The 26161-nt window shown below is 64.6% G+C and carries 25 protein-coding genes; 14 read left to right on the forward strand and 11 right to left on the reverse strand.

Translation table 11 applies throughout. The features are described from left to right. Window positions 1-377: 377 nt before the first annotated feature. Both ACUXVH_RS04095 and ACUXVH_RS04100 read left to right on the forward strand, forming a co-directional pair. Window positions 378-1991: a collagen-like triple helix repeat-containing protein gene (locus tag ACUXVH_RS04095; protein WP_445494016.1), complete on the forward strand. Its 1614-nt coding sequence runs from the start codon at window positions 378-380 to the stop codon at window positions 1989-1991. A gap of 191 nt (window positions 1992-2182) precedes the next feature. After that, complete coding sequence (locus ACUXVH_RS04100) at window positions 2183-3859, forward strand: ShlB/FhaC/HecB family hemolysin secretion/activation protein (RefSeq protein ID WP_011059070.1); 1677 nt, start codon at window positions 2183-2185, stop codon at window positions 3857-3859. Between the two features lie 75 nt (window positions 3860-3934). Here the strand turns inward: ACUXVH_RS04100 and ACUXVH_RS04105 are convergent, their stop codons facing one another. Continuing rightward, complete coding sequence (locus ACUXVH_RS04105) at window positions 3935-4345, reverse strand: response regulator (protein WP_011059069.1); 411 nt, start codon at window positions 4343-4345, stop codon at window positions 3935-3937. A 182-nt stretch (window positions 4346-4527) separates the two neighbouring features. Then, a complete protein-coding gene (locus ACUXVH_RS04110; RefSeq protein ID WP_065364927.1) occupies window positions 4528-4734 on the reverse strand; it encodes a Flp family type IVb pilin in 207 nt (68 codons plus the stop codon). A 327-nt stretch (window positions 4735-5061) separates the two neighbouring features. Between ACUXVH_RS04110 and cpaB the strand changes: the two genes are divergently transcribed. Genes cpaB through ACUXVH_RS04150 form a run of 8 tightly spaced genes read left to right on the forward strand, consistent with a single transcriptional unit; the run spans window position 5062 to window position 12521 of the window. After that, the gene (cpaB, locus tag ACUXVH_RS04115) at window positions 5062-5994 is read left to right on the forward strand and encodes a Flp pilus assembly protein CpaB (protein ID WP_065364926.1); all 933 of its coding nucleotides are present in this window, start codon (window positions 5062-5064) and stop codon (window positions 5992-5994) included. A gap of 19 nt (window positions 5995-6013) precedes the next feature. Further along, window positions 6014-7267 (forward strand): type II and III secretion system protein family protein, encoded by a 1254-nt coding sequence (locus ACUXVH_RS04120; protein WP_065364945.1) that lies wholly within the window; start codon window positions 6014-6016, stop codon window positions 7265-7267. Then, the gene (locus ACUXVH_RS04125) at window positions 7264-8451 is read left to right on the forward strand and encodes an AAA family ATPase (protein WP_011059065.1); all 1188 of its coding nucleotides are present in this window, start codon (window positions 7264-7266) and stop codon (window positions 8449-8451) included. The genes ACUXVH_RS04120 and ACUXVH_RS04125 overlap by 4 nt, the downstream gene beginning before the upstream one ends. Then, window positions 8448-9722: a CpaF family protein gene (locus ACUXVH_RS04130; RefSeq protein ID WP_011059064.1), complete on the forward strand. Its 1275-nt coding sequence runs from the start codon at window positions 8448-8450 to the stop codon at window positions 9720-9722. Before ACUXVH_RS04125 ends, ACUXVH_RS04130 begins: the two co-directional genes overlap by 4 nt. A 16-nt stretch (window positions 9723-9738) precedes the next feature. After that, window positions 9739-10620: a type II secretion system F family protein gene (locus ACUXVH_RS04135; protein WP_041115745.1), complete on the forward strand. Its 882-nt coding sequence runs from the start codon at window positions 9739-9741 to the stop codon at window positions 10618-10620. A gap of 1 nt (window position 10621) precedes the next feature. Next, a complete protein-coding gene (locus ACUXVH_RS04140; protein ID WP_011059062.1) occupies window positions 10622-11506 on the forward strand; it encodes a type II secretion system F family protein in 885 nt (294 codons plus the stop codon). 11 nt (window positions 11507-11517) lie between these two features. Beyond that, on the forward strand, window positions 11518-12252 hold the full coding sequence (locus tag ACUXVH_RS04145) for a tetratricopeptide repeat protein (protein WP_053148881.1): 735 nt from the start codon (window positions 11518-11520) through the stop codon (window positions 12250-12252). Beyond that, entirely contained in the window at window positions 12252-12521 is a 270-nt protein-coding gene (locus ACUXVH_RS04150) for a DUF3613 domain-containing protein (RefSeq protein ID WP_041774050.1), read from the forward strand. The genes ACUXVH_RS04145 and ACUXVH_RS04150 overlap by 1 nt, the downstream gene beginning before the upstream one ends. Window positions 12522-12564: 43 nt before the next feature. On the opposite strand, the gene ACUXVH_RS04155 is transcribed toward ACUXVH_RS04150, so the two are convergent. Continuing rightward, window positions 12565-13356, reverse strand: coding sequence for a response regulator transcription factor (locus ACUXVH_RS04155; protein ID WP_065364925.1), 792 nt, complete (start codon window positions 13354-13356; stop codon window positions 12565-12567). Between the two features lie 126 nt (window positions 13357-13482). After that, window positions 13483-13950 (reverse strand): A24 family peptidase, encoded by a 468-nt coding sequence (locus ACUXVH_RS04160; RefSeq protein ID WP_065364944.1) that lies wholly within the window; start codon window positions 13948-13950, stop codon window positions 13483-13485. Between the two features lie 74 nt (window positions 13951-14024). Between ACUXVH_RS04160 and ACUXVH_RS04165 the strand changes: the two genes are divergently transcribed. Together ACUXVH_RS04165 and ACUXVH_RS04170 are read left to right on the forward strand one after the other, a co-directional pair. Continuing rightward, window positions 14025-14462: a TadE/TadG family type IV pilus assembly protein gene (locus ACUXVH_RS04165; protein ID WP_011059057.1), complete on the forward strand. Its 438-nt coding sequence runs from the start codon at window positions 14025-14027 to the stop codon at window positions 14460-14462. Beyond that, on the forward strand, window positions 14459-17227 hold the full coding sequence (locus tag ACUXVH_RS04170; RefSeq protein ID WP_065364923.1) for a PAS domain-containing sensor histidine kinase: 2769 nt from the start codon (window positions 14459-14461) through the stop codon (window positions 17225-17227). The genes ACUXVH_RS04165 and ACUXVH_RS04170 overlap by 4 nt, the downstream gene beginning before the upstream one ends. Here ACUXVH_RS04170 and ACUXVH_RS04175 read toward each other — a convergent pair. The 5 genes from ACUXVH_RS04175 to ACUXVH_RS04195 form a co-directional block, all read right to left on the reverse strand. Continuing rightward, window positions 17212-19206, reverse strand: a complete 1995-nt coding sequence (locus ACUXVH_RS04175; RefSeq protein ID WP_065364922.1) for a pilus assembly protein TadG-related protein — start codon at window positions 19204-19206, stop codon at window positions 17212-17214. The two genes, ACUXVH_RS04170 and ACUXVH_RS04175, sit on opposite strands and share 16 nt — an antisense overlap. A 159-nt stretch (window positions 19207-19365) precedes the next feature. Beyond that, entirely contained in the window at window positions 19366-19923 is a 558-nt protein-coding gene (locus ACUXVH_RS04180) for a DUF4136 domain-containing protein (protein ID WP_011059054.1), read from the reverse strand. A 38-nt stretch (window positions 19924-19961) separates the two neighbouring features. After that, entirely contained in the window at window positions 19962-20570 is a 609-nt protein-coding gene (locus ACUXVH_RS04185) for a DUF4136 domain-containing protein (RefSeq protein ID WP_065364921.1), read from the reverse strand. 11 nt (window positions 20571-20581) lie between these two features. Beyond that, window positions 20582-21331 carry a methyltransferase domain-containing protein gene (locus tag ACUXVH_RS04190; protein WP_011059052.1) on the reverse strand — a complete coding sequence of 250 codons (750 nt, stop codon included), beginning with the start codon at window positions 21329-21331 and terminating at the stop codon, window positions 20582-20584. Next, window positions 21328-21633 carry a MazG-like family protein gene (locus tag ACUXVH_RS04195; RefSeq protein ID WP_011059051.1) on the reverse strand — a complete coding sequence of 102 codons (306 nt, stop codon included), beginning with the start codon at window positions 21631-21633 and terminating at the stop codon, window positions 21328-21330. Before ACUXVH_RS04195 ends, ACUXVH_RS04190 begins: the two co-directional genes overlap by 4 nt. 190 nt (window positions 21634-21823) lie before the next feature. Between ACUXVH_RS04195 and ACUXVH_RS04200 the strand changes: the two genes are divergently transcribed. Beyond that, window positions 21824-22117, forward strand: a complete 294-nt coding sequence (locus ACUXVH_RS04200; RefSeq protein WP_011059050.1) for a hypothetical protein — start codon at window positions 21824-21826, stop codon at window positions 22115-22117. Window positions 22118-22184: 67 nt separating this feature from the next. Continuing rightward, entirely contained in the window at window positions 22185-23531 is a 1347-nt protein-coding gene (locus ACUXVH_RS04205) for an MATE family efflux transporter (protein WP_011059049.1), read from the forward strand. Between the two features lie 86 nt (window positions 23532-23617). Here ACUXVH_RS04205 and speA read toward each other — a convergent pair whose 3' ends face one another. Both speA and ACUXVH_RS04215 read right to left on the reverse strand, forming a co-directional pair. Continuing rightward, complete coding sequence (gene speA / locus ACUXVH_RS04210; protein WP_011059048.1) at window positions 23618-25531, reverse strand: arginine decarboxylase; 1914 nt, start codon at window positions 25529-25531, stop codon at window positions 23618-23620. A 222-nt stretch (window positions 25532-25753) separates the two neighbouring features. Continuing rightward, window positions 25754-26125 carry a translation initiation factor Sui1 gene (locus ACUXVH_RS04215; RefSeq protein ID WP_015634001.1) on the reverse strand — a complete coding sequence of 124 codons (372 nt, stop codon included), beginning with the start codon at window positions 26123-26125 and terminating at the stop codon, window positions 25754-25756. Window positions 26126-26161 lie beyond the last annotated feature (36 nt).

Here is a 26161-nt window from a genome sequence, read left to right on the forward strand (position 1 = left end):
AGGCCACCATCCCATCCCCCTGCCAGCCATTAAACGCCAGCGAAAAAGTGCAAGTACCGCGAGCTCAGCACAAAAACCGCCTATTAATTGTGTATATATAACTTTAGTTGAACGAGCACTTTTCAAGGACACTACAAAACATCAAATCATTGTTTTAAAACAATTCATCACACACTAGGAGCGCCAACCAATACTTTGAGACTAGCTACTTGTAAATCAATTAACCGAACAAAATAAGTCATTAATACCAAGTTCATAATTGTTCAATTCATTCCCTGCGCCTTTTATGTAGACAACGGACGAAGGTATCTCCAGCGCAAGAACTGGAGAGCTATCGAAAACAACGAACGTTGTAACAGGTGCAAGGAATACCAGCCATGAAAACTCAATTCGGATGGAAAGCGTTAACGGCAATAACCATGATCCTGACCCTCAGCCTGGCAGGCTGCAGCGGCGGTGGTGGCGGTCATAAAAGTGGTGGCAGCAGTTCGCCAGCCACTGCCAGCGGCGGTACTGACGGCACCGGTGGCACTGGTGGCGGCACCGGCGGAACAGGAGGCACTGGAGGTGGCACTGGTGGTACCGGTGGAGGCACAGGCGGTACCGGCGGCACTGGCGGAGGCACAGGTGGCACAGGTGGAACTGGCGGCACCGGAGGAGCTGGCGGTACCACCACTCCCCTGACGACCAGCAGCCTGGTCTCGGATCTGGGTACCACCCTCAGTGGCGTCGGTACCGGTGTCAGCGGCCTGGGCACTTCCCTGGCCACCGTACCCGTGGTTGGAGGCGTGGTACAAAGCGCCGTCAACACCACCGGCAACGTGGTGGACACCGTCGGTGACGGCCTGACCAACGGCCTCGGCACTTTGGGCACCGATCCCAAGGCCCTGAGCAAGACCACCGCCACCGTCGGCAACGTGGTCAGCGATGTGGGTACCGGGGTCACCGACCTCAGCGGCAAACTGGCAACCACCACCCAGAGCGTTCCGGTAGTGGGTGGCCTGGTGACCAGGGTGGCTCCGGTAGTCGGCGGCGTAGGCACCCGGGTGACCATGCTCGGTAATACCCTGAGCACCGTCACCAGCAGCGGACCTCTGGGAACACTGACCGACAATGTCGGCGATAAGGTACTGGTTCCAGTGGTCAGCCTGGCGGAAGACGTGACCGGCAATATCGGCGGCGCCACCGGTCTTGGCTCCCCTGTAAAAGGTCTGCTCAATGGCGTAGCTCAGGCCGTGGACAGCACCGGTAACAAGATCACTGACGCTGGCAACGGCAACCCTGTAACAAATCTGTTGGGCAACACCCTGAGCAACGCAAGTACGGCCGTGGGCACTGCCGGCGGTTATGTGAGCAACTCGGGTAGCGGAACCGGGAATGGCAGTGGCCTCGGCGGCAACAACGGCCTGCTGGAAACTGTCGGCGGTGCAGTGGCCAACTTGAGCAACGGCCTGAATGCCGGCAATACCAACGGTACCGTTAGCGCAGGCGGGGTCACCGGAGCGGCAGCCGGCAACCTGATCGCCTCGGTAGGCGGCGCTCTGGGCGGCAGCGGTACCCCTAACCTGGTAGTCACTGCACCATTGGCCAGCGTCGGAGTGAGCCTGGGCTCGGCATTGAACCCCGTCACCAGTTCGGTTGCCGGCCTGACTCAGCAAGTAGGTGCAGCTACCGGCCTGGGTAGCCCGACCAGCAGTCTTCTGGGCCAGGTGGGCGGCGCAGTCAGCAACGTAGGCGCGGGCGTGGCCAGCAATAGTGGCGCCAATCCGATAGGTACCGCCTTGGGCAGCACCCTTGGAGCCGTGGGCAACACCGTGGCTTCGGTTGGCGGCCTGGTCAACGGCAGCACAGCGCCCAGTGGCGGCTTGCTCGGTGGCCTTGGCGCCAACGCCAGCGCCAGTGGCAGTGCCTCTGCCGGTGCGGGCCTCAATGGCGGCCTGGGTGGCGTGCTCGGCGGCCTGACCGGCGCCCTGGGCGGCAACAAGAAATAATTTGCACCTGGCCGATTCGACGGCCTCACCTGCAGCGCCTACGCTTGGTTGAGGGCGAGAGATTCCCATGAGTCTCTCGCCTTTTTGTTTATCCAGAGACAAGCATCCAGAGCCAGATCGTGGCCAAGACCCGAGCGGCAACTGGAGCCAGGAACTTTCTACACCGCTGCGGCTCGACCATGGAGTGTCCTATGCGCACGTTGGCCAGTTTGTTGTTAGTTGGATGCTGTACCTCCGTTTACGCCGACTCCCTTCCGCGCTTTCTCAACAGCAATGACAGCATCAACAACCTGCCCCAACCCAACCTGCCGGTGGATGCCTACCGCCCGGCAACTCCGCAACCGCAACTGCCCGAGCAACCCACTGCGCCGCAAGGCCAGCAGCCGCTGATGATGGGCACCAAGGTCACGGTGCGCCAGGTGCAGATCGAGGGCGGCACGGTCTACCCCCTGGAAGAACTGGCAGCGATCTACCAGCCACTGATCGGCCACGAGGCCAGCTTCGGCCAGTTGATCGAAGCCACGCGCAGCATTACCCGGCGCTATCAGAAGGACGGCTACCTGCTGTCCTACGCCTTCATGCCACAGCAGAACTTCGACCAGGGCGTGCTGCGGGTAGTGCTGGTGGAAGGCTACATCCGGGACTACCAGCTGCAGGGCGACATCGGCCCGGTATCCGCCTACCTGGACAAACTGGTGAGCAAACTCAAGGCCGAGCGCCCGCTGACCCGCAAGACCTTCGAACGCTACACCACACTGATGAGCAAGGTTCCCGGGGTCACTCTGCAGGCGGTAGTGCCGCCACCGGGCACTACCGACGGCGCGACCCAACTGGTGGCCGTGGCCAGCCGCAAGGCCATCGCCACCACCCTCAACAGCACCGACGACAACCGCAACGGCCTGCAGGCCCTGGTGGGCATCACCAGCAACTCGCAGACCGCCTGGGGCGAACAGCTCAGCCTCAGCGGGCTGTTCCCGCCGGGCCACGACAAGGAACACTACTACCGCCTGGACTACAGCCAGTTGCTGGGTTCGGAAGGCACGCAACTGAGCCTCTACGGCGCCCGCTACCGCGCCGACCCACGGAGCAACGTGCAGCTGGACAACGGGATCGAGCTGGAGCCCCATCGGGAGAACGACCGCTTTTCCATCGGCGTCAGCCACCCTTTCATCGCCTCGCCCAATGAAATGCTCACCGCCGGCACACGCCTGTATGCAGTAAATGACAAGACCCGTTACCGGGTCAGCAACAGCCCGCTGACCCTGGAAGAAAAAACCGACATCCGCGCCCTGGCGCTTGAGGCGGACTGGAGCAAGTCCGATCCGCGCCAACTGCGGATTCTCAGCGCCGGCCTGTATCGGGGCCTGGACAGCATGGGCGCCGAGACCAACAACAGCCTCTATGATCTGGATTTCTTCCGCCTGCGCCTGGCCGGGGTACAGAGCGATCGTTTCCTGGACAATTGGCAAGGCGTGCTTTCCGCCGCCTGGTACTGGAGCAACGACAACCTGCCCGACAGCGAGCGGGCGTCCTTTGGCGGGCAGAACTTCGCTCGCGGCTACCCCGATGACCAGGCGACCGGGGACAAGGGCTGGGGCGTGGCCTACGAAGTGAACTACAGTTTCAACCGCGAGGGGCCCTGGGTGCGTGTGCTGCAGCCCTATGTGGTGCTGGACCGCTCCAAGACCTGGTTCAACCAGCTGCCGGTCAGGGGCAGCAGCCTGTCATCCGCCGCGGTCGGTTTGCGTTTCGGTGATGCCAAGCACTACAACATCGCCCTGGAAGCGGCCAAGCCAATGTCCGATGAAGCCCTCGACACCTACAACCGCAAGCCACGCTATACCTTGAGCTTCAGCTATCAACTTTGAGCATCCGGATGACTGAGACCCGCTTTCGAGCGGGTCTTTTTTTGCCGCCAGGACAGCACCGGCCAAACCCTGGGGTCAGGGGCCAACGATATGCAGCCGGGGTTCGGGAAACAGATTGTTGAGGGTTTCCAGCAGGCGCACGTGGTAGATCGGCTTGCGAAACAGGTCCAGGACCTGCAGCCGCAGCAGGTCGCTGACGTCATCCATGTCGGCATGCCCCGACATGACGATCACCGGCAGGTGCTGGCGCGCGGTGTGCTCGCGCAGGCGCTTGATCAGCGACAGGCCGCTTTCCTCGGGCATGCGCAGGTCAGTGATTACCAGGGCGATATCCGGATGCCGGGTGAGGTGGTCCAGGGCAAGTTTCACCGAGGTGGCAGTGAAGCAGCAGAAACCCTCGCCTTCGAGCAGTTCGGCAAGCTCCAGCAATGCATCCTCTTCGTCATCGACCAGAAGAAGTTGCTGACGTGAGGATGGGGAAGTCATGGACGGTACCCTGGTGTGGACTTCATGCAAGTGGGTGAACGCAGCCAATGCACAGCCGGCCGGGCGGAACCCAACCATCAGCAGGCCTTTGGTTAGGCAAACCGCAGGCCTGCACGAGACCCGGATGGCTGGAAGGTCGGGCGATCACAGCCCAGCGGCTGCTCAGCTGGGCCCCTCCATGCTCAAGGGGTAGGACGGGTGACGGTGGCGCCTCCGAGGTTAGTCAGGATGTTGTTGAAAATGGCCAGAACACGATCGCCCAGGGGGGTGACGAACGCCACGACCACAACGGCCACCATGGCCACGACAATGGCGTACTCGATGGCGGATGCGCCTTCGGTGCGGTCAAAAAACTGGCGCGCCCTGAGCAACAAGTATTGGAAAATCATCCTAGCTCTCCTTGCGCCGCAAGGCGCCGTTGGAACAGCACCGGGCAAATTCCCCGGTGCCACCTGAGCATTGTCAACAAAGACCGGCCCAGCAACTGTAAGAACTGATTAGTCAGTAAGTATTAATTGGAAGGTAGGTGCCAAAAAACCTGCCCATGTGGACAGACTCATACCTTTGTTAGCTATTTTTGGATGAGTTAATGGCATTTCGTCCTAGCTCTACTACCTTCACATAGCGAAATAGTTGCATGTTCATAGCTGCCTGATTGCGAAATTAACTCGTTTGGAATCACGGGCTGGTAGTGCAGCAGGAAAGGGAGAGCCTTCATGAACAGTCGCCTCACCATGGGTCTGGCCGGACTTCTTCTGGTAGGTGCGGTGTTTTTCGGTTACTGGGGCCTGGTTCTCAGTCGTAAACCCGAACCAGCACCATCGGTTCAACCCGTGGCGCCCAGTGTCGTCGAACCAACCACCAGCGCAGAAGACCAGACCCGCCAACCGGTGGTCGTGCTGGTGCGCGATGTGCCGCCCTTCGTGCCCCTCGCCGCCGACGATCTGGCGCTGGAAAAACTGCGTACCGCGCCGGCCGGCAGCCTCAGCGCCATCAGCCAGGCGGTGGGCCGTACACCCTGGCGGCAGTTGAATGCCGGCACCTGGCTCAATGAGCAGAGCTTCAGTACCGGCGGCACACTGGCGCGGATGATTCACAGCGACGAACGAGCCCTGGCGGTCGCGGTCGACGAGGTGATCGGCGCCGCCGGGCAACTGAGCCCGGGGGACTATGTCGATGTCGTGCTGTTCCTGCGCCAGGACACCAGCAACCCGCAGCAGTCGGCACAGATCGCTGTGCCCGCTATGCGCGTGCTGGCTGTCGGCGAACAGCTGGGCCTGGCCAATGACGGGCAGCCCGCCTCCCCCGGGTTGAGCAACGAAGAAAAGCTCAAGCAGGACCAGCGCCGGCTGAATGCGCGCACGGTGGTCCTGGCCGTCCCCGAACAGCTCTTGAGCCGGCTGATGCTCGCCACTCAGGTCGGAGTGCTGCGCCTGGCCGTGCGCAGCAGCGAGGAACAGCGCCTGGCCCATTACTGGGCCGGCAACGAAGAAGCCCGCGAGCACCTCGATGCCGCCAACAGCAACCTGTTCCAGTTCACCCAACTTGCCCTGGGCAGCGCCCCGCGCGCACCGGCCGCCCAAGGTGGCGCCGCACGGTCGGCGGTGGAAGTGATCCGGGGCAACCAAGTCACTCAACAAACTCCCTGATTGAGCAAGGATGCACTACATGCGCAGTCGTTCCATGCCACTGTTCTCCGTACTGCTGACCCTGAGCCTGGGCCCGCTGCTCTGCACCCAGGCCCTGGCTGCGGCGGTGGCAGGCTGTTCGAGCCTGGCACCGTTGCCCGCAGCGCTGGAGATCGGCGAAGGCTTGCAGCAGGAACTGCAATCTGCGGTGGCCATCACCCGCCTGGCGGTGGGCGACCCGAAGATCGCGGACGTCCAGACCACCGGCAACAAAGCCTTCCTGCTCACCGGCATGGCGCCCGGCGCCACCAGCCTGATGGTCTGGACCGCCTGTGCCAGTACCCCACGCCAGAGCATGGTGTTTGTCCAGGGCCGGGCCACCGCCGACATGAGCACCGGCCGCCTGCCGGCCAGTGACGATCCACTGCTGCCCAGCCAGGTGCAGACCGACATCCGTTTTGTCGAAGTCAGCCGCACCAAGCTCAAGGAGGCCAGCGTTTCGATCTTCGGCCGCGGGCACAACTTCCTGTTCGGCGCACCCGGCACCGCCCCCGTCACCGGTGGCACCTCCGGCAGCGTGACCCCGACCTTCGGCGGCCGCCGGACCAACATCCCGCTGGACAACGGCACCTTCAACATCGGCTTCGGCAACGGCCGGGTGCTGACCCTGATCAACGCCCTGGAAGGCAGCGGCTTCGCCTATACCCTGGCAAGGCCTTCCCTGGTGGCCCTCAGCGGCCAGAGTGCAAGCTTCCTGGCCGGGGGCGAAATCCCCATCCCGGTGCCCAGCACCGGCAGCAACAGCGTGACCATCGAATACAAGGAGTTCGGTATCCGCCTGACCCTCACGCCCACTATCGTCGACCGCGGGCGTATCTCCCTTAAGGTTGCCCCGGAGGTCAGCGAACTGGACTACAGCAACGCCGTGACCATTGCCGGGACCCAAGTCCCGGCGCTGACCATACGCCGCACCGATACCAGCATTTCCCTGGCCGACGGCGAAAGCTTCGTCATCAGCGGCCTGATCAGCACCAACAACAGCTCTCAAGTGAACAAGTTTCCAGGGCTGGGGGACATTCCGGTGCTCGGTGCCTTCTTTCGCGACACCACGATCAATCGCGAAGAGCGTGAACTGCTGATGGTAGTGACTCCGCACCTGGTCCAGCCCCTGGCCGCGGACGCCAAGCTGCCGGCCCTGCCCGGCGAACGGCTGCGCAACTACGACCCAAACTTCTACCGCATGTTCTTCCTCGAGAACGGCAACTTCGACAAGCGCAGCGGGTTGTCGCAATGAACCAGGACCTGAGCCAGACGTTTCTCGCCATCACCCGCAACAGCACCGACCTGGAGTGGCTGCAAGGCGCCCTGGCGCCCCTGGGCCAGGTCGTGGGTGCCGATGGCAGTCTCGACGAACTGCTGGCACTGGTGGATGTGACCTTCGCCAACCTGGTGTTCGTCGGCCTCGATCGCGAACACGTGGTGGCCCAGGCGGCCCTGATCGAAGGCGCCCTGGAGGCCAAGCCGATGCTGGCGATCGTCGCCCTCGGCGATGGCATGGACAACCAGTTGGTGCTCAATGCCATGCGCGCCGGCGCCCGCGACTTTGTCGCCTATGGCTCACGCTCCAGTGAAGTGGCCGGGCTGGTCCGGCGTCTGAGCAAACGCCTGCCGGCAGTGACACCCAACACGCAACTGGGCGGCCTGACCGTGCTCTATGGCGCCCAGGGCGATGGCGACGGCGCCCTCCTGGCCAGCCACCTCGCGCTGGTGGTGCAGAAGAGTGGCCAGCAGACCCTGCTGCTGGACCTGGGCCTGCCCCGGGGCGACAGCCTGGCGCTGCTGGGCCTGGAAAGCTCGTTCCACTTCGGCGACGCCCTGCGCCACCTGCGGCGCCTGGATGCCACGCTGATCGACAGCGCCTTCACCAGCGCCGAGGCGGGCCTGCGGATCCTCGCCTACGCCAGCCACGACGCGCCTCTGGAGCACACCAGCGCGGCGGAGCTGTACATGCTCCTCAGTGCCTTGCGCCAGCACTTCCAGCACATTGTGGTGAACCTTGTCGGCCAGCCGGACAGCGAGGCCCTACGTACCTTCGTCAGCCATTGCGACAAGCTGCTGTGGTGCACCGACCAGAACGTGCTCGACTGTCGGCGCAACCTGGCCGTACTCAATCACTGGCGTGAAAAAGGCATGAAACTCGAACATGCGCGCTTGCTGGTCGACCGCTACCTGCGCACCGTGGCACCGGATTCCGAAACCCTGGGCAAGACCTTCGGCCTGGAGGTGATCGCGGTGCTGGCCTACAGCCCCGAGGTGCGCCTGAACGCCAAGAACCAGGGCGTTACCCTGTTCGAACTGGCCCCGCGCGAGGCCCTGACCCAAAGCCTGCGTACCCTGGGCGAGCGGCTGGCGAAACGCTCCCAGGGCCTGCCCAAGCCCAAGGCCGGCTGGCTCAATCGCATCATGGGGGGCAGATGAGCGGCGAAAAACTCTTTGGCGCACCACCCCGCGCAGGCGCCGGCAACAGCGACCACGAAGGCCTGAAGCTGGTGCTGCATCGCTACATCATCGATGCCATCGAAGAGTCGGGGAAAAACCTGCTGGAAAGCTCACGGCAGAACCTCTCGCAATTCGTCACCGACAAGGTGGCGGAGTACATCGCGCGCATGCACCTGGCGATCTCGCGCTATGAAATGGAGCGGCTGGCCGAAGAGATCGTCGACGAGCTGACCGGCTTCGGCCCCCTGGAAGTGCTGTTGCGCGATCCGGCGGTGACCGAGATCCTGGTGAACGGCCCGCATCGGGTGTTCGTCGAACGTGAAGGCGTGCTGCACCAGAGCGACCTGCGCTTCATCGACGCCCACCATGTGGAGCGGGTGATGCAGCGGATTCTCGCGCCCCTGGGCCGACGCCTCGACGAGTCCTCGCCGATGGTCGATGCGCGCCTGCCGGACGGCAGCCGGGTCAACGCGATCATCCCGCCCATCGCCCTGGACGGGCCCTGCCTGTCGATTCGAAAGTTTCGCAAGGACATGCTCAAGAGCAGCGACCTGATTGCCATGCAGACCATCGACCTGGCGATCTTCGAATTCATCCAGGAAGCGGTGGGCAAGCGCTGCAACATCCTGATCAGCGGCGGCACCGGCACCGGCAAGACCACCCTGCTGAACATCCTCAGCCAGTTGATCAACCCCCATGAACGGCTGGTCACCATCGAGGACGTGGCCGAACTGCAGCTGGGCCACCCCCACGTGGTCCGCCTGGAAACCCGCCCGCCCAATGCCGAGGGGCACGGCGAGGTGAAGGCCAGCGACCTGATCCGCAACGCCCTGCGGATGCGTCCGGACCGGATCATCCTCGGCGAGATCCGTGGTGTGGAAGTACTGGACGTGCTGACCGCAATGAACACCGGCCACGACGGCTCCATGAGCACCGTGCACGCCAACAACGCCCAGGATGCCCTGCTGCGCCTGGAAACCCTGGTGGGCCTGACCGGCCGCCAGATCGCCGAGCGCACCCTGCGGCAGATGATCTGCGCCGCCCTGGATGTGGTGATCCAGTTGACCCGCATGCCCGATGGCCGGCGTTGCGTCAGCGAAGTCGTGGAAGTGGTGGGCATACGTGACGACATCTACGTCACCAACACCCTGTTCCGCCTGGATCGTCGTACCGGCTTCGGCTTCCTGCGCGAGGCGATGAACCCTGCGGGTGACAAACTGCGCCGCGAAAGCGGGCTGGGCGTCAATTGAACCGGCGAGGTGGCCCATGATCGGTCTGCTGTTTACCTTGATCTGCCTGCTTCTGCTGGGGCTTTCCGGCTGGCTGTTCTACCACGGCGTGCGCAAGACCGAGCGGGAACGAGTGCTCAACCGCCTGGCCGAAGGGCAGCCCGACCTGACGCCGCAACGCACCTCCTGGGGTGGCCTGGAGCGCGCGTTCGCCCGGGCCGGCCTGGGCCAGCCCAGCGAGCGCCTGGGCCTGTGGCTGGCGGTGTGGGTGGTGCTGATGCTGCTGGGCTATGTGCTGGCGAGCTGGCTCGGCCTGTTGGGCGGCATCCTCCTGCCACCCCTGCTGCTGCGGCTGTATATCGCCTGGCTGTATCAGCGCCGGCTCAAGCGCATGATCGAACAACTGCCGGCCTTGCTCGATCACAGCGTGCGCAGCCTGAAGTCCGGGCGCACCCTGGCGGACGCCGTGCTGGGTGCCATCGAGGCCAGCAACGACCCGCTGAAGAACGCCATGGGCCGCATCCAGCGCAACGTGCAACTGGGGGTCAACCTGCCGGACGCGGTCAGCGATTTTGCCGAGTTCTACGAGCAGGACGAACTGCGCATGTTCGCCCTGGGCCTGAAGGTCAATCATCGCTACGGCGGCAACGCCAGCGAGTTGCTGGAAAACCTGATCAAGCTGATCCGCGAGCGCGAGCAAGGGGCGCGGCAACTGAGCGCGATGACCGGGGAAACCCGCATGACCGCCTGGGTCCTGGGAACCCTGCCGCTGTTGCTGGTGGGCTACTTCATGCTGACCAACCCGGGCTACATGCTGGGCATGTGGCACGACTCCGCGGGGCAGAAAATGCTGATCACCGCGGTGTGCCTGCAGATCTTCGGCTGCCTGGCCCTTTGGCGCATGTTGAGGAGCATCTGAAATGCTGGTACTGGCCGCTGCACTGATGTTTCTCGGAGCGTTGCTGCTGCTTGGCAACGGTGTGCTGGAACAGCGCCGGCGCGAGCGCCAGATCGCCCAGCGCTTGCAGGGTAACATGACCCGCGACAGCCGCCTGGGCAACTGGCTGCGACTGCTGGGCGACAGCCGCTTCGGGCAGCGCGCGGTGAGCATGGACAGTGAAACCCAGACCCTGCTCAACCGTCTGGGCTGGCGCCGCGCCAGAGAGCGCTCACTGTTCGCCGCCAGCCAGATCGCCACGCCGGTGCTGGCCGTGTGCCTGGTGATCTTCATCCAGGAAGTGGCCTTTGCCCAGGCCCAGAGCAAGTGGCTGGTACCCATGCTGGCACTCGGTGCCGGCTACCTGCTACCCAAGCGCGCGCTGGCCTACGCCGCCAAGCGCCGGCAGAAGCACATCGCCCTGGAGATCTCGACCTTCATTCCCCTGCTGCGCATCCTGTTCGAGTCGGGCATGGCAGTGGAGCAAGCGTTACGCGTACTGAGCAGCGAAGCGCAAAAGCTGCTGCCGGAACTGACCCAGGAACTGCGCCTGATCCTGGCCCGTGTCGACTCGGGGCTGGAGCTGGGCCATGAACTCAACCAGACCGCCACCCTGCTGGCGGTGGACGAGTTCACCGACACCTGCGTGATTCTCCAGCAACTGATCCTGCAGGGCGGCGGGGCAATGAAATCGCTGCAGGCGCTCAAACAACTGCTGGACGACCGGCGCCTGACCCGCCTGCAGGAATACATCTCGAAAATGTCCGCAAAAATGTCGGTGGTGATGATGCTGTTTCTCTTCCCCGCCCTGTTGATCGTGCTGGCCGGGCCAGGCTTCACCGCCATCGCCCGGGCCTTCGCTTCCTAAGAGGGAACCTGATGAAAGCCATGATTGCCGTTGCCAGCCTGTTGCTGCTCGGAGGATGCGCCAGCAACGGCCAGACGCCCTGGGCGGCCCTGACCAACTCCAGCAGTTGCGCCAAGCTCAGCTCCGAGCAGGAACTGGCAGTGAACCTCGCCGACGAAATGGCCACCGATGGCAAGCTGCACGCCAGCCTGGCCAACCTGCAGAACCTGCCGGACAACCTCGCCGAGGTGCGCGTACGCAAGGCGCGAGTCTATCGGTTGCTGGGCCGCAGTGAGGCCGAACCCTTGTACCGCAGCCTGCTGGGCTCGTGCCTGGCCGCCGAAGGCGAGCACGGCCTGGGGCAGTTGGCGGCGGCCAGGGGCGACAACGGCCAGGCCCAGGCGCACCTGCAACGGGCCGCGCGCCTGGCGCCGACCAATGAAAGAATCCGCAATGACCTGGGGGTGGTCTACCTCAACCAGTTGCGCATCGAGGATGCGCGCTTCGAGTTCCTCACCGCCATCGAGCTCAAGCAGTCCGAGCCCCTGGCGGCCATCAACCTGGTGACCCTGTTGCTCTACCAGGACAACTGGCAGCAGGCCGCGCAAGTGGTCAGCCAGGCAAGCCTGAACCCGCAGCAGTTCGCCCAGGCCCAGGCCCGCGCCGAAGAGCTCAAGGCCCCGACCGCCCCGCGCGCCAAGGTGACCCAGGTCGCCAGTGGCGCTACCACCTTGCAGCCAGACGCCGCACCCGCCAAGGAGCGCTGATGATGAAACTGCCGATGTTCTATTGCACTGCCCTGCTGGCGCTGCCCCTGGCCGCCCAGGCCATCGAGGCCGGCCCTGCTTCGCCCCAGCAACAGGAAACCGAAGCCTGGCTACTGTTGCAGAACCGCAACCTGGCGCCCTCGCCCCAGCCTCAGACGGCCACGCCCACCGAACGCGAGCTGGCGCTGCAGCGCTGGCTGAAGAAATACAAATACGAGATCCCGGACCTGTACGACCCGGACGCCGGCGGCAAGGTGGAAACCAAGTAGGGGAAAGCCCGCAACCGGCGGCGAACGGCTCGCCGCCGCAGGCTCAGTGGGCAGTCACCCGCTGGCGCAGCCCGGAATTGCTCGGTGACAGGGCCAGGGCCAGCTGTGTGCGGTTATGCATGTGGGTCAGGCGCAGTACCTGGGAGACATACAGCTTGACGGTGTTTTCGGTGATCCCCAGCTCGCAGGCAATCTGGTAGTTGGTCTGGCCCTTGCCCACCAGTCGGGCCACATCCAGCTGCCGTGGCGACAGCTGGTTGAAGATGGCCGGGATCTCGATGGCATCCCCTTCGCCGGCGCCTTCGCCCCGGGCCTCTTCGCTGCGGCTGGTAGCCGGGCTGCGCCGGACCTTGTCCAGGTCCTGGTACAGGTCATCGATGGATTCGGAAAGAAACTGCAGCTTCTGGTTGAGGTGCCCCAGGTGCAGGTTCTTCTGCCGTTCCTGCAAGGCGACCTCCTGACGCTGCAGGCCTTCGAGGAGTTCGTCCAGGTCGATGGGCTTCTGGTAGTAGTCGGCGATGCCGGCGCGCAGGGCCTTGATCACGTCCTGCTTGTCGGACTGCCCGGTGAGCATGATGGCTTCGAACACCCGCTGCTTGCCGGCCATCCGTTGCAGTTCCTGGACCAGCTGAATGCCGTCCATATCGGGCATGTGCAGATCGCAGAGCACCAGGGAAATTTCCGGGTCCCTGTTGAAGCACTCCAGCGCCTGGCGGCTGGATTGGCAAGGGACACAACGGTAACCGCTGCTTTCGAGGAACTCGCAAAGCTCTTCGACAATCAGGGGCTGATCGTCGACCACGAGCACCTTCATCTGTGAGGTGAGCTTGTTCACGTGCTACTCCGTGCGGGCCAATCGCCGATTGGCCACTCCTGTGCTGCCACGCATGATCCGGGCAGCCACGACTTAAAACCTAGACCTACTTTCCGACTATGTACATAGCATTAATGGGTCCGGCGACTAGTGGATCACGCTCACAGTTAAGACCATTCCAACCAGGACAAAGGGGGCAAAAGGGTATTTTTTTGACCCCCTCCCAACGCGCCCTGCCACGGGGGTATCAAGTGCTTGTTTCTGCTGGGGCCAGAGCCTGAGCACAAGCAGCCAGAGCAGGCTGCACAGACCGGCGGCGATGAACGTCCCCAGCAGATACAGGGGGCCGGAGGCCAGCCCCAGGGCCGCCATCAACTTGACGTCGCCGGCGCCCATTCGTCCGCTGGCGTAGCCGGGCAAGGTGAACAGCAACGCCAGCAACAACGCCCAACCGCCCTGGCTCGCGCCGGCCCCCAGCCAGGTCGTGCCGCTCCACAGCAGGTAGACCGTCGCCAAGAGCGCGGCGCCAAGAGTCAAGCCATTGGCAATATGCCGCTGACGCAAATCCTGCAGCGCACAGATTGCCAACCAGACCCACAAAACCCAGAAATGCATCAGCCAGAACGGTCCCTTTTGCCGGAATGGTCCTATGCTCAATGGACATAGTGGTTGTCAGGGTAGACGCACTCATGAAACCGGGCCTCCCTAGAAAGCAGAAAGGCGCTGTGGCGATCGAATTCGCCGCGGTGTTCGTGATCTTTTTCGCGGTGTTCTACGGTCTTGTCAGCTACAGCCTGCCGCTGCTGATGATGCAGTCGTTCCATCAGGCCACTGCCGAAGCGGTGCGTCGCGCGGTGATGGTCGACCCCAATACCCCGAACTACGCCACCACGGTGCAGAACCTCGCCAACAGCGTGGTGCAGACCCAGACCCAGTGGATTCCCCCGCCCTTCAACTTCGCCGCCACCGACTACAGCGCGGTGTACAGCGCCGGGGTGCTGACGGTCTCGGTGAACTACCCCACCAGCAAGCTGAACCAGGTGCTGCCGCGGCTGGTGCTGCCGGGAATCGGCCCGGTACCCAGCCTGCCCACCACCCTGACCGCTAGCTCGAGTCTGCAATTTTGACCTCTGGCGACAAGCTGCTCGGACGTCTACTGGGCCGCCAGGCGCTTCCCGCCGCACAGCCGCACAGCCCGCTGCCGCCCCAGGCGGTGGGCCTGCAACTGGTGCTCGATCAACAGGGGCGCATCCTCAGCAGCCACGGCCCGCTGCGCCACAGCCTGATCCAGCTGCCCCCCTCCCGGGAGCCACCGCACCTGCTGGCCTACGTATTGCCCGGCAGCGTCCTGGCCCTTGAGGGCGGCCCTGCCGACTGGAGCGGCCAGGTGCTGGACCTGGACCTGCGCGGCGCCGGCGGCCAGCCCCTGCACCTGCGCGGCTGGGTCCAGCGCTGTGGGCAGGAATGGCACCTGCAACTGCTGGATATCGGCGACCTGGTCCAGCAGCGGCAACAGGCCCTGGGGCGCGAGCAGTGCCGGGTGTTTGCCGCCCAGGCCAGCGAACAGTTGCGCCTGTGCAACCTGACCCGCCTGCCGGACGTGCTCCACGACCAACTCACCGACCTGGCCCGCTATTGGCACATTCCCTGTCTCGGCCTGGCCCTGCTCGACGAGCAGGAGCAGGGCTGGATGATCCACAGCTGCTACAGCGCCCATGACGCCCCGCGCCTGTGGCAGGAAGGCCAGGCCCTGGGGGCCGGCCTGGACAGCCTGAGCGGCAACACCCCGCAGCACCTGAACCAGATCCAGGGCCTCAACGAACACCCGCGACTGCAAGGCATCTTCGGCCATCGCGAAGGCTTCCTGGTGCCGTACCGGGATGATCACGGCGTCGCCGCCTGGCTCTTGTGCGGCTGCTACGCGGTCCAGCAGCATGCCCCGTACCTGCTGGATCGCGACTGGCTGATGCTCGCCGCAGCCCTCGCCGGGCCCTTGCTCAGTCGCCTGCGGGAGCATCGCCATCACCTGCACCTGGAACGCCTGGAGGCCCTCCAAGGGCTGCTGGGCGCCGGCTGGTGGGAGCTATGCCCGGACACCGCCGAAATACTGCTGGCCAGCCGCCTGGCCGCCAGCCTGCACCTGCCTGAGGATGGCGCTCGCCTGAACGTGCAAGCCTGGCTGGAACTGATTCATCCCGCCGACCGCGGTGAGCTCAGCAGCCGCCTGCAGGAACTGAAACTGGGCAAGCCGCTGCTGCTCAATGTGCGCCTGCACGAGCCCGACCCCAGCGCCCCCCAGCGCTGGTATCGCTTGCAGGGCCAGGCCCTGGGCCGAGGGGAAAGCCAACGCCTGGTGGGTTTCATGCTGGACATCAGCGACATCAAGAACCAACAGCAGCAGGCCGCCGCCGCTCATGCCCGGCTGGACAACCTGATCGCCAGTTCACCGGCGGTGATCTACGTCCAGCGTTACCAGGAAGGCGCCTTGCAGCCGAGCTTTTTCAGCGCCAGCCTGCAACCCCTGCTGGGCTGGAGCCTGGCGGACTGCACGGCGCAGCCCCTGGCGGAGTGGGTGCACCCCGACGACCGCGACCTGTATTTCCAGCGCTGCCGCCAGTTGCTGCGCGAAGGCAGTGTGCATACCCGCTATCGGCTGCGCGATCGCCACGGGGCATACCACTGGGTGCTGGACGAAGCCAAGCTGCTGCGCGACGACCTGGGGTTGCCAGTGGAAGCCGTCGGCCTGTGGCTGGACGTCACCGAGGCAACCCTGGCCGCCGAGCAGGTGCGCCAGAGCGAAGAGCGCTATCGGATCCTGGTGGAAGATTCGCCGGCGATGATCTGCCGCTATCGCCCGGACCTGACCCTGACCTTTGGCAACCGGCCGCTGGCGGCCTACCTGGAATGCGCCCCCGAGGAACTGCCGGGCAGTAACCTGGGGCAGTGGCTGTCCGCCGAACAGCGTGAAGGCTTCGAGCGCCGGCTCAAGCTGTTGAGCCCGGAATATCCCGTGAGCACCGCCGAGATCAACCTGCAATTGCCCGGGCGCGAACATGCCTGGTGGGTGTGGTCGGATCGCGGAGTGTTCGATGAACGGGGGCAACTGCTGGAAATCCAGGCCGTGGGCCGCGACAACACCGAAGTCCGGCGCGCCCAGCAGCAGCTCACGCAAAGCGCGAAAATGGCCACCCTGGGGGAAATGGCCACCGGGCTTGCCCACGAGATCAACCAGCCGCTCAACGTGATGCGCATGGCCATCGTCAACGTGCTCAAGCGCCTGGGCAATGGCGACGTGCAGATCGACTACCTCACCGACAAGCTCAAGCGCATCGACGCCCAGGTCCAGCGTGCGGCCCGGGTGGTGGACCACATGCGGGTGTTCGGCCGACGCTCGGAAGTGGAACAGCAGCCGTTCAACCCGGCCCACGCCATCGAAGGCACCCTCTCGCTGCTGGCCGAAGGCATGCGTGGCAAGGGTCTGGAGTTGCGGATCAGCGAGCTGGGGTTCGAGGTCCAGGTGCTGGGGTTTGTCGACCAGTTGGAGCAGGTATTGATCAACCTGCTGGTCAATGCCCGGGACGCCCTGCTGGGCAAACAGGAAAAGCAGCACGACTTCAAACCCTGGATCGCCGTGTACGGCCAGCGCGACGAGCAGTGGGTACGCCTGTGGGTCGAGGACAATGGTGGCGGCATCGACCCGCGCCTGCTGGAGCGGATCTTCGAGCCGTTCTTCACCACCAAGCCGGTGGGCATCGGCACCGGGCTCGGGCTGTCGGTGAGCTATGGCATCGTGCAGAACATGGGGGGCCGCCTAAGCGTCAGCAACAGCCAGGACGGCGCGCGCTTCTGCATCGAACTGCCGATCGCCGAGGCGGATCAGATCACCAGGTAGGCCTTGCCGGTCTGCCCGCAGGTGAGGTTGGCCCCCACTTCCACGTCCATCAGGTTGATCCCCAGCCCCGACAGCAGGTTATTCAGCAGAGGGTCCAGCAGTGGGCTCAGGAGCCCGGTGATCAACGGCGTGAGCAGGTTGCTGACCCCGCTGATGGCCGAAGCCAGCCCCGTGACAATGGCCCCCAGCGGGTTGTTGTTGACCGGCTTGTAGACGATCAGGTTGATGCCGGCCAGGGTGCCCGCCAGGCTGTTGACGATGTTCGTGGTCGGGGCCGCCGTCTGGTAAGTCGGGGTCTGGTTGACGTTGGGCGGTATCGGAAACGGCGACGCCGAGCTGGAGAACACCAGGTCCTGGGTATTCTGCGCCACGCTGGTGTTGACCATCACCGCGATGCCGCCGCCCGCGTAGTGCACCACCGGGTCGCAGCGCCCCGGCAGGACCAGGAACTGGTAGCAGGTGCGTATGCCCAGGTCCACCAGCGGCAACGGCTTCACCACGGGCTCGGCGGCAGACGAAAAGGCATTGGCCGGGTCGATCTGGCCGACCTTCAAGTCGGCGATGGAACTGATGGCATGGGCGGTCAGGCTTTTGGTCCCGCTGTTGTTCACCGGGCAGCTGTAGTCGGTGACATAGGCAATCGCGCCCCCCGCGTCCAGGCTCAGGTCGATCTCCGATGAGGAGGCGATGGCCGGGTATAGCTGTTCGCACCCCGCCCCCAGCAGGCATAACGCCGAACCCAGGGTCGCCACCAGGTTCAGGCTCAGCAGGCTGTTCAACACCGGGGTCAGCGGCGCCACCAGGTTGCCCACCGCGGTGCTCAACCCGGAAACCAGCGGCAGGGACAGATTGACCCGCACCAGGGTCCGTACCTGCGCAGTGCGCACATAGATCCGGTTGGCGCCCATGGGATCGGCCTTGGCCAGCGCCGGATTGCCGATGGCCGACAACTGCGGCGGCTCGATGACCTTGGCCTGCACCGTGATATTGGCCAGCCCCAGCACGTTGATCGGCAAGGTCGCCGCCACCGCGCTGTTGCTGTTGGACAACTGGATCACCGCCTGCAACAGCTGGAACAGTTGCAGGTTGGCATCCAGGGCGGTGCTGGGCAGGCCGGTCTGCAACTGCAGGATATCTCCCAGCTTCAAGGGCGCGGCATTGATCGCGGCAACCTGCAGGTTGCCCAGGGCGGTCAGGATGTCGGCGGTGGCGCCATTGGCCTGGACCACGGTGATCGCCGCCTGGATCAGTTGTGTCACGCTGGTGGTGGTATTGAGCAACTGGGTGTAATTGCCAGCGGCCACCCCCAGATTGATCGCCAGTTGGTTGAGGTAGCTCAGCAGGTTGATGTTGGTGTTGAGCAAGCCGTTCCAGCCCACTGCGCTGAGGCTCAGGCTGCCCCCCAGCATCCCGCCCACCAGTGGGTTGAGAATGCTCGATTGCGCGGTACTGACGGTGCCCAGGGTGCTGCGAATGCTCAACTGCGCCACGGTGGGCGTCGGCGCCGCGGCAACGGCCGTGGCGCTGAGCTGGGTGGTGAGGTTGATCGGCCCCGGTGTGAACAGGGCCGCCACCCCCGATGCCACGCTGATGGGCACGGTATGGGTGGCGATCACCCGTATCGCCACCGCTTGTGCAGGGTTGGCAGTGAAGGTCCGCAGGCCGTTGGCCCCGGTGGTCAGGGAACCGCAGGAAGTGCTCAGGCTACTGCCGGTGGCTACGGTAAAGCCGTTGCGGGTGGCGTTCTGGCCGGCGTAGGCGGCGGCCGTCAGGCCGGCCTGGCAGGTGCCGCCACGGCTGACGGCCTCCAGCGCGGCGTTGTCCGCCACGCGCTGCAACTTGCGCTGTTCCATGTAGAGCCGGCCGCTGTCCACTACCAGCAACATCAGCAACAACGCCAGGCCGAAGGTCACCGCCGCCATCAGGCCAATGGCCCCGCGCTGACGAGCCGGGCCGTAAAACCGCTTCAGGGGAGACATCGGGGCACTCCTTTACCGGCTCGCAGCCGAGCGCTATCTCCATCGATGAAAGCAGTGTAGTCAAAGGCCGTGGCAGACGCCGGCCGGGGCGCAGGGGCGCCGGACTGGCGGCAGCAGGCAGGGCCGCACACCCTGTGCCGCCCTGCCCGGTCGAAGGTTTCAGTGGGGCGGGTAGTTCTGCAGGATGCGCATCACCGTAGTGCGAACCGCGGCGCTGCGATCTGCCGGGTTGGGCGAGCTGCTGAGCATCTGCTCGTCGCTGCCGCGCCACACCAGCTTGCCGTCCTTGCCGTCCAGCAGGTCGATCTGGATGGTTGCCACCTTATAGGTGATGTTGCGGGTTTCGTTGTACATCGGCCCGCCCCAGTAGCCATTCCACGGGCCGCCCCAACCGCCGCCATAGTTGGTGGTGACCTGCTGCTGGCGGTCCTCGACGATCAGGTACGCCTGCACATTCAGGTCGGCCCGGGCACCGCCCTGGGCCGGACGCAGGCCGCGCTGGTCCAGTTGCTCGGCCACCGCCTGGCGGATGCGCTGTTCGGTCAAGTCGCTCTTGATCCGTGGATCATCCGGGCGGTATTGCAGGGCGGGTTCTTTCCAGTTCCAACTGCGGTAGGCGCCAAAGTCCCGGCTGGCGTCGAAGTCATGATTGACCTGGTTGGCGGCGCAGGCACTGAGCAAGGCGGCACACACCAGTAAAGCGATTCGATGGAACATGCTGTTTCTCCGCTTGAAGACAAAAACCGGGGGCGATCCTAACTGGGAGGATAGGTCGCCATTGCCTTTTGCACCGCCTCACGCAAGGCATCGGCCCGCTCGCCGAGGCTGCCGCGGCTGCTGGTCTCGGCGCTGGCGCTCCAGACCGGTTGGCCGCTGGCGCCGTCATACAGGTTGACCCGCACCACCACCACTTCCACCTCGTAGGTGCGCACCACCGGCACGCTGCCGTACATGCCGTAGCCCGGGCCATAACGGTTATAGCCGCCGTAACCGCCATACCCGTAGTCGTCCTGGACCTGGCGCAGGCGCTTTTCCAGGTGCAGGTCGGCGCTGACCCACAGGTCCGCCGGCCGGTTGTCATGCACAGGGCGCAAACCCTGCTGATCCAGGGCATTGCTGACCGCCTCGGCAATCTGCGCCGAGTCGGCCCAGGCCGAACCGCTGGGCAGGCGGCCATTGAGCCAGGCCCAGTTGCGGTAGCGGCCATAGTCCCGTTGCGGCGCCGGGTAGGCGCTGCGGTCAAAGGTTTTGGCCGCTTGCGGCGGGGCCGGCGGCAGCGGGTTGGAGCTGGCGACATAGGGGTTGCTGCCCTGACAGGCGGCAAGCCCCGAACACAGGAGGATCAGACCCAGGCGGTGTTTCATTGCACACTCCGTTAGACCGGCCGGCACAGCCAATGCAGATAACGCCCAAGCCCGGCGAAACTTGGGTGTCGACGGTGAGCCAGCTCCATTTCCAGCAGATCCGTCAGCTCGGCACGGGCCTGGAACTCCACCGGCATGTAATCGTGGAAAACCCGCACTCCGCTCTGGCTTTCGACTCGCCACAGGCCCTCAAGTTGCGCCGCCAGCTCGCGAGGATCAAGGGGCTGTTGCGGGGTCAGGCTCTGTTTCTCGCCGGCCATGTCGTTCTTGCGCATCTTGCGGAAGTGGCCCTTGAGCAGGTTGCGGTAGACCAGTGCGTCGCGGTTGTAGAAGGCCAGGGACAGCCAGCCATCAGCGGCGGTCAACTGATGCAGCACCGGCAGGATCGCGTGGGGTTCGGCCAGCCATTCCAGCACCGCGTGGCACAGCACCAGGTCGTAGGGTTCGGTCAGTTGCCCCAGCAGTTCCTGCCAGGGCGCCTGGATGAAGGTGGCCTGCTGCCCGGCGTCGGCAAAGCGCTGGCGGGCGCCTTCAAGCATGGGCGCGGCGGGCTCGGCCAGGGTGACCTGGTGCCCGCGCTCGGCCAGCCACAAGGACATGTGCCCCAGCCCGGCGCCGATATCCAGCACCCGCAGTGGCCGCTCGGGCAGCGCTTCCTTGAGATCGGCCTGGAGCACCGCCAGGCGGATCGCGCCTTTGGCGCCGCCATAGATCTTCTCGGCGAAACGGGTCGCCAACTGGTCGAAATGCCGGTCGCTCATGAGCAGAACCGCCGTTCGCTGTCCGCCAGCTTGCTGCGTACCACCTGGTCCATGTCCAACCCCAGCTCGCTGCACAGCAACAGCAGGTAGAGGACGATATCCCCCACTTCCTGGCCGGCATGGGCCAGCTTGTCTGCTGGCAGTTGCCGCGACTGGTCCTCGCTCAGCCACTGGAAGATTTCCACCAGCTCGGCCATTTCGACGCTGGCGGCCATGGCCAGGTTCTTCGGGCTGTGAAATTGCCGCCAATCGTTGCGGTCACGAATGGCGTGCAGGCGTTGGGTCAGTTGCTCTAGGTTCATCGGGGTCTCCTGAAGGCGTATAGCTTCCGGGGGATGGGCGTGGGACGCAAGAGCGCTTTCGCCGGCAAGCCGGCTCCTCCAGAATGCGCAACCCCCGGCAGCTTCTATGCTTAACAGGGAACTCGCCACGGGTGTTCATGGCCCAAGCTTGAGCTCGGGCACTCGGCCCATCTTTCATCAGGACGCGCACATGCAGGTAGAAAGTTTCTTCGAATGGCTCGGCCAGGCCATCGGCTCGGTGATCCGCTTTATCGTCGACCTGCTCAGCGGGTTGTTCAATACCCTGACCCACGCCGGTGGCAACTTTGTCGACGGCCTGTCCCGCGCCCTGGGCATGGACACCTCGATCGTCAGCATCATTGCCCTGATCATCGGCCTGATGTTCCTGTACTCGGCGATCCGCGCCTTCATGCGAGCCTCGATCATCCTCGGCATCATCTGGCTGGTGCTCGGCCTCTGGCTGCTGAGCTGGATCATCCACTGATCCCCCCGCACTAACCCCCGGCGCCCGCGGGCGCCGGGTACAATGCCCGCTCTCGCAAGGAGCCTGCATGCCCCCCCTGATTTCCGATTGGCGTCACCGCCCCACCCATCGCCGCGTCTGGGCCCTGGCCGCGCCGATGATCCTGTCGAACATTTCCGTGCCCCTGGTAGCGCTGGTGGACAGCACGGTGATCGGCCACCTGCCCCATGCCCACCAGCTGGGCGCCGTGGCGGTTGGTGCCAGCCTCTATACCTTCCTGGCCTGGGCCATGGGCTTCCTGCGCATGGGCGCCACCGGCTTCGCCGCCCAGGCCGCCGGGCGCGGCGACGGGGCGGCGCTGCGGCAGATCCTGCTCCAGGGCTTGATACTGGCCATGGGGCTGGCGCTGCTGCTGGGCGCCATAGGCGTGCCCCTGAGCGGCGCGGCGCTACACCTGATGCAGCCCTCGGCGGAGCTGGACCAGATGACCCGGAGCTTTTTCCACACCCGCCTGCTGGGCCTGCCCGCGGCCCTGGCCAGCTTCGCCCTGGTGGGCTGGTTTCTCGGTACCCAGAACGCCCGGGCACCGCTGGCCATCCTGCTCAGCACCAACGTGCTGAACATCGCCCTCAACCTGTGGTTCGTCCTCGGCCTGGACTGGGGTGTGGTGGGCTCGGCCCGGGCTTCGGTGATCGCCGAATGGAGCGGCGCGCTGGTCGGCCTGGCCATGACCCGGCCGGCCCTGCGGGCCTATCCGGGGCAAATCGCCTGGGCGGCATTGCGCCGCTGGCAGAGCTGGCGCCCGCTGCTGGCGGTCAATCGTGACATCTTCATCCGCAGCCTGGCCCTGCAATCGGTGTTCTTCCTGATCACTGTGCAAGGCGCCCGTCTGGGCGATGCCACAGTGGCGGCCAATGCCCTGCTGCTCAACGGCCTGCTGCTTACCGCCCATGCCCTCGATGGCCTGGCCCACGCAGTGGAGGCCCTGTGCGGCCACGCCATCGGCGCCCATGACCGCCCGGCCCTGCGCCGCTCGCTGGTGGTAGCCGGTGGCTGGTCGCTGCTGGCCAGCCTGGGGTTCGCCGTGCTGTTCCTGCTGGGCGGCCACCTGTTCATCGAAATGCAGACCGATATTCCCGACGTGCGCCAGACCGCCTTTACCTACCTGCCCTACCTCGCCGTACTGCCGTTGATTGCGGTCTGGAGCTACCTGCTGGACGGCCTGTTCATCGGCGCCACCCGGGCCCGGGAAATGCGCAACGGCATGTTGCTGACCGTGCTCCTGCTGCTGCCTTTTGCCTGGGCGCTGCAAGGCCTGGGCAACCACGGCCTGTGGCTGACGTTCCTGCTGTTCATGTTCCTGCGCAGCCTGACCCTGGGCGCCTTCGCCTGGCACCTGCAGCGCCGCGACCGCTGGTTCGCCGAGGCTCGCTGAACCTCGTGCCCGCAGGCCGCACAGCCTGAATTGCGGGCAAAAAAAACCCACCGCAAGCGGTGGGTTTCCAGGGTTCGCCGGGGCTGTCAGGAAGACAGGTAGGACGAACGGGTCAGGCCCAGGCGCAATGCGTCAAGGAACTGGGTACGCTCGGCGGCGCTGATCTTGGCGCTGGCCACCTTGTCGCGGTAGTGGGTCATCAACTCCTCCGGCGACAGGTGCACGTAGCGCAGCATGTCTTCGATGGTGTCGTGGGTCTCGATCCCGGCGTGGTACACGCTGCCATTGGCCCGCTGGTAGATGTTCACCGAGTCGGTGTCGCCGAACAGGTTGTGCATGTCACCAAGGATTTCCTGGTAGGCGCCCACCAGGAAGATCCCCAGCAGGTAGTCCTCGCCCTCGTTGAGGCCGTGTACCGGCAGGCTGGTCTCGATGCTCTGCTCGTCGACGTACTGCTTGATCTTGCCGTCGGAATCGCAGGTCAGGTCCTGCAGCACCGCGCGGCGCAGCGGCTCTTCGTCGAGGCGGTGCAGCGGCAGGATCGGCAGGACCTGGCCGATGGCCCAGGTGTCCGGCAGGCTCTGGAATACCGAGAAGTTGCAGATGTACTTGTCGGCCAGCTTGTCGTTGAGCTCGTCCAGCACCTGGCGGTGGGAACGCTGGCGCGCCTTGAGCGAGTTGTGCAGGCGCCGGCATACGGCGAAGTAGCACTGCTCGGCCAGGGCTTTCTCGGCCAGGGTCAGCTTGCCGTCGGCGTACTGGGCGGCCACGTCGCTCATGTAGTGAGTGGCGCGCCAGTAGGTTTCGGTGACCATTTCAATGTCGGTCGGGCCCAGCAGGTCCACCAGCCATTGCACGGTTTCCGGCAGCTCCTGCTTGTTGTCGATCTGCGGCACGTCGTCGTTGTGCTTCTCGACGTCGGTGACCTGCACCACCAGCATGGCGTGGTGGGCGGTCAGGGAGCGGCCGCTCTCGGAGAAGATGTGCGGGTGCGGCAGGCTCTGCGCGTCGCAGAATTCCTTGAGCATGCCCACCACCACGCCGGCGTAGTCGTCCATGTCGTAGTTGATCGAACTGGCGTTGCGCGAGTGGGTGCCGTCGTAGTCCACACCCAGGCCGCCGCCGACGTCGATGTGGTCCACCGGCAGGCCGAGGTTGCGCAGCTCGCCGTAGTAGCGGATCGCTTCCTTGAAGCCGTGCTGGTAGTCCGCCAGGTTGGCGATCTGCGAGCCCATGTGGAAGTGCAGCAGGCGGATGCCCTGGTCCAGGCCGGCGGCGCGGAAGCGCTCCACCACCGACAGCAGTTGCGCCGCCGACAGGCCGAACTTGGACTTTTCACCACCGGTGTCGGCCCACTTGCTCGAAGCCAGGGACGACAGGCGCACCCGCAGGCCCACCTGTGGCTTGACCTTGAGGGACGCCGCTTCCTCGATCACCAGGCCCACTTCGGACTCTTTCTCGATGACGATGAACACGTTGTGGCCCAGCTTCTGGCCCATCAGCGCCAGGCGGATGAATTCGCGGTCCTTGTAGCCGTTGCAGACAATGGTGCCGCCCTTGGGCGCCAGGGCCAGTACCGCCAGCAGCTCCGGCTTGGAGCCGGCTTCCAGGCCGATGGAAACATTCTGGGTGGCGATGATGTTCTCGATCACCGCTTCTTGCTGGTTGACCTTGATCGGGTACAGGGCGGTGTACTTGCTCTGGTATTCCAGGCGCCCGATGTTGGCATCGAAGGCACCGGTCAGCTGGCGCACGCGGTCCTGGAGGATGTCCGGGAAGCGCACCAGCAACGGCAGGGACAAGCCGCTCTTGCGCAGCTCCTCGACCTGCTCGAACAGATCGATGGGCAAGCTGCTCGGGCCGTTCGGACGAACTTCGACGCGACCGGCGTCATTGATCGCGAAATACCCGGCCCCCCAATGGCGAATCCCGTAGACACTGCGGCTGTCCGCAACTGTCCATTGGCTGCCATCGTCTTTACGTGTGCGTCGTACGGACATCGAAGTCCCCTATAAAGAAGTCATAGAGCGCCGCCCCACTCCAGGGCTGGCGCAGTCTAAAGAATGAAAATGACGATTAGCCTGCAAGCGCAATAGACCGCGCCCGCCGTGCCGAGTTTAGAAACCGTTCATGAACAGGCTCTGTGAAAACCATGGAGACGACGCCGGTGTCCTGAGCGAATCAAGACAGGGTCCAGTCACAGGTGGTTTTCACAGAGGCTGCTAGCCGCCGGACTTCTTCGCCTTGAAACCGTGCTTGACCAGTTCCGCCAAGAGTAGCTCGACATGGTCGCCCTGGATTTCGATGACGCCGTCTTTCAGGGCGCCGCCGGTGCCACAGCGTTTCTTCAGCGTCGTGGCCAGCTCCTTGAGGGCATCTTCGGCCAGGGGCACGCCGGTGATGGTGGTCACCGTCTTGCCGCCACGGCCCTTGCTTTCGCGGCGCACGCGGGCAATGCCGTCGCCGGCCGGGATCACGGTTTGTTTGCAGATACAGGCGGCTACCGGCTGGCTACAGTCCGGGCAATGTCGACCTGCGTCGGTGGAAAATACCAGGCCACCAAGGGCGGCGAAGGATGCGGCTTTTTTGGCCACCGGCAATCCTCTTGGGAGGACAAAGACTGGTCGAAG

The sequence above is a fragment of the Pseudomonas sp. 8(2025) genome (genome assembly GCF_052665325.1).

Bases quoted from the DNA above. Each gene is read 5' to 3' on its own strand.
- ACUXVH_RS04205 (WP_011059049.1), top strand. From the start codon at position 22,185: ATGCCCCCCCTGATTTCCGATTGGCGTCACCGCCCCACCCATCGCCGC.
- ACUXVH_RS04105 (WP_011059069.1), bottom strand. From the start codon at position 4,345: ATGACTTCCCCATCCTCACGTCAGCAACTTCTTCTGGTCGATGACGAA.
- ACUXVH_RS04180 (WP_011059054.1), bottom strand. From the start codon at position 19,923: ATGTTCCATCGAATCGCTTTACTGGTGTGTGCCGCCTTGCTCAGTGCC.
- ACUXVH_RS04160 (WP_065364944.1), bottom strand. From the start codon at position 13,950: ATGCATTTCTGGGTTTTGTGGGTCTGGTTGGCAATCTGTGCGCTGCAG.
- ACUXVH_RS04135 (WP_041115745.1), top strand. From the start codon at position 9,739: ATGATCGGTCTGCTGTTTACCTTGATCTGCCTGCTTCTGCTGGGGCTT.
- ACUXVH_RS04130 (WP_011059064.1), top strand. From the start codon at position 8,448: ATGAGCGGCGAAAAACTCTTTGGCGCACCACCCCGCGCAGGCGCCGGC.
- cpaB (WP_065364926.1), top strand. From the start codon at position 5,062: ATGAACAGTCGCCTCACCATGGGTCTGGCCGGACTTCTTCTGGTAGGT.
- ACUXVH_RS04100 (WP_011059070.1), top strand. From the start codon at position 2,183: ATGCGCACGTTGGCCAGTTTGTTGTTAGTTGGATGCTGTACCTCCGTT.
- ACUXVH_RS04125 (WP_011059065.1), top strand. From the start codon at position 7,264: ATGAACCAGGACCTGAGCCAGACGTTTCTCGCCATCACCCGCAACAGC.
- ACUXVH_RS04200 (WP_011059050.1), top strand. From the start codon at position 21,824: ATGCAGGTAGAAAGTTTCTTCGAATGGCTCGGCCAGGCCATCGGCTCG.
- ACUXVH_RS04140 (WP_011059062.1), top strand. From the start codon at position 10,622: ATGCTGGTACTGGCCGCTGCACTGATGTTTCTCGGAGCGTTGCTGCTG.
- ACUXVH_RS04185 (WP_065364921.1), bottom strand. From the start codon at position 20,570: ATGAAACACCGCCTGGGTCTGATCCTCCTGTGTTCGGGGCTTGCCGCC.
- ACUXVH_RS04165 (WP_011059057.1), top strand. From the start codon at position 14,025: ATGAAACCGGGCCTCCCTAGAAAGCAGAAAGGCGCTGTGGCGATCGAA.
- speA (WP_011059048.1), bottom strand. From the start codon at position 25,531: ATGTCCGTACGACGCACACGTAAAGACGATGGCAGCCAATGGACAGTT.
- ACUXVH_RS04095 (WP_445494016.1), top strand. From the start codon at position 378: ATGAAAACTCAATTCGGATGGAAAGCGTTAACGGCAATAACCATGATC.
- ACUXVH_RS04150 (WP_041774050.1), top strand. From the start codon at position 12,252: ATGATGAAACTGCCGATGTTCTATTGCACTGCCCTGCTGGCGCTGCCC.
- ACUXVH_RS04120 (WP_065364945.1), top strand. From the start codon at position 6,014: ATGCGCAGTCGTTCCATGCCACTGTTCTCCGTACTGCTGACCCTGAGC.
- ACUXVH_RS04190 (WP_011059052.1), bottom strand. From the start codon at position 21,331: ATGAGCGACCGGCATTTCGACCAGTTGGCGACCCGTTTCGCCGAGAAG.
- ACUXVH_RS04145 (WP_053148881.1), top strand. From the start codon at position 11,518: ATGAAAGCCATGATTGCCGTTGCCAGCCTGTTGCTGCTCGGAGGATGC.
- ACUXVH_RS04175 (WP_065364922.1), bottom strand. From the start codon at position 19,206: ATGTCTCCCCTGAAGCGGTTTTACGGCCCGGCTCGTCAGCGCGGGGCC.
- ACUXVH_RS04195 (WP_011059051.1), bottom strand. From the start codon at position 21,633: ATGAACCTAGAGCAACTGACCCAACGCCTGCACGCCATTCGTGACCGC.
- ACUXVH_RS04110 (WP_065364927.1), bottom strand. From the start codon at position 4,734: ATGATTTTCCAATACTTGTTGCTCAGGGCGCGCCAGTTTTTTGACCGC.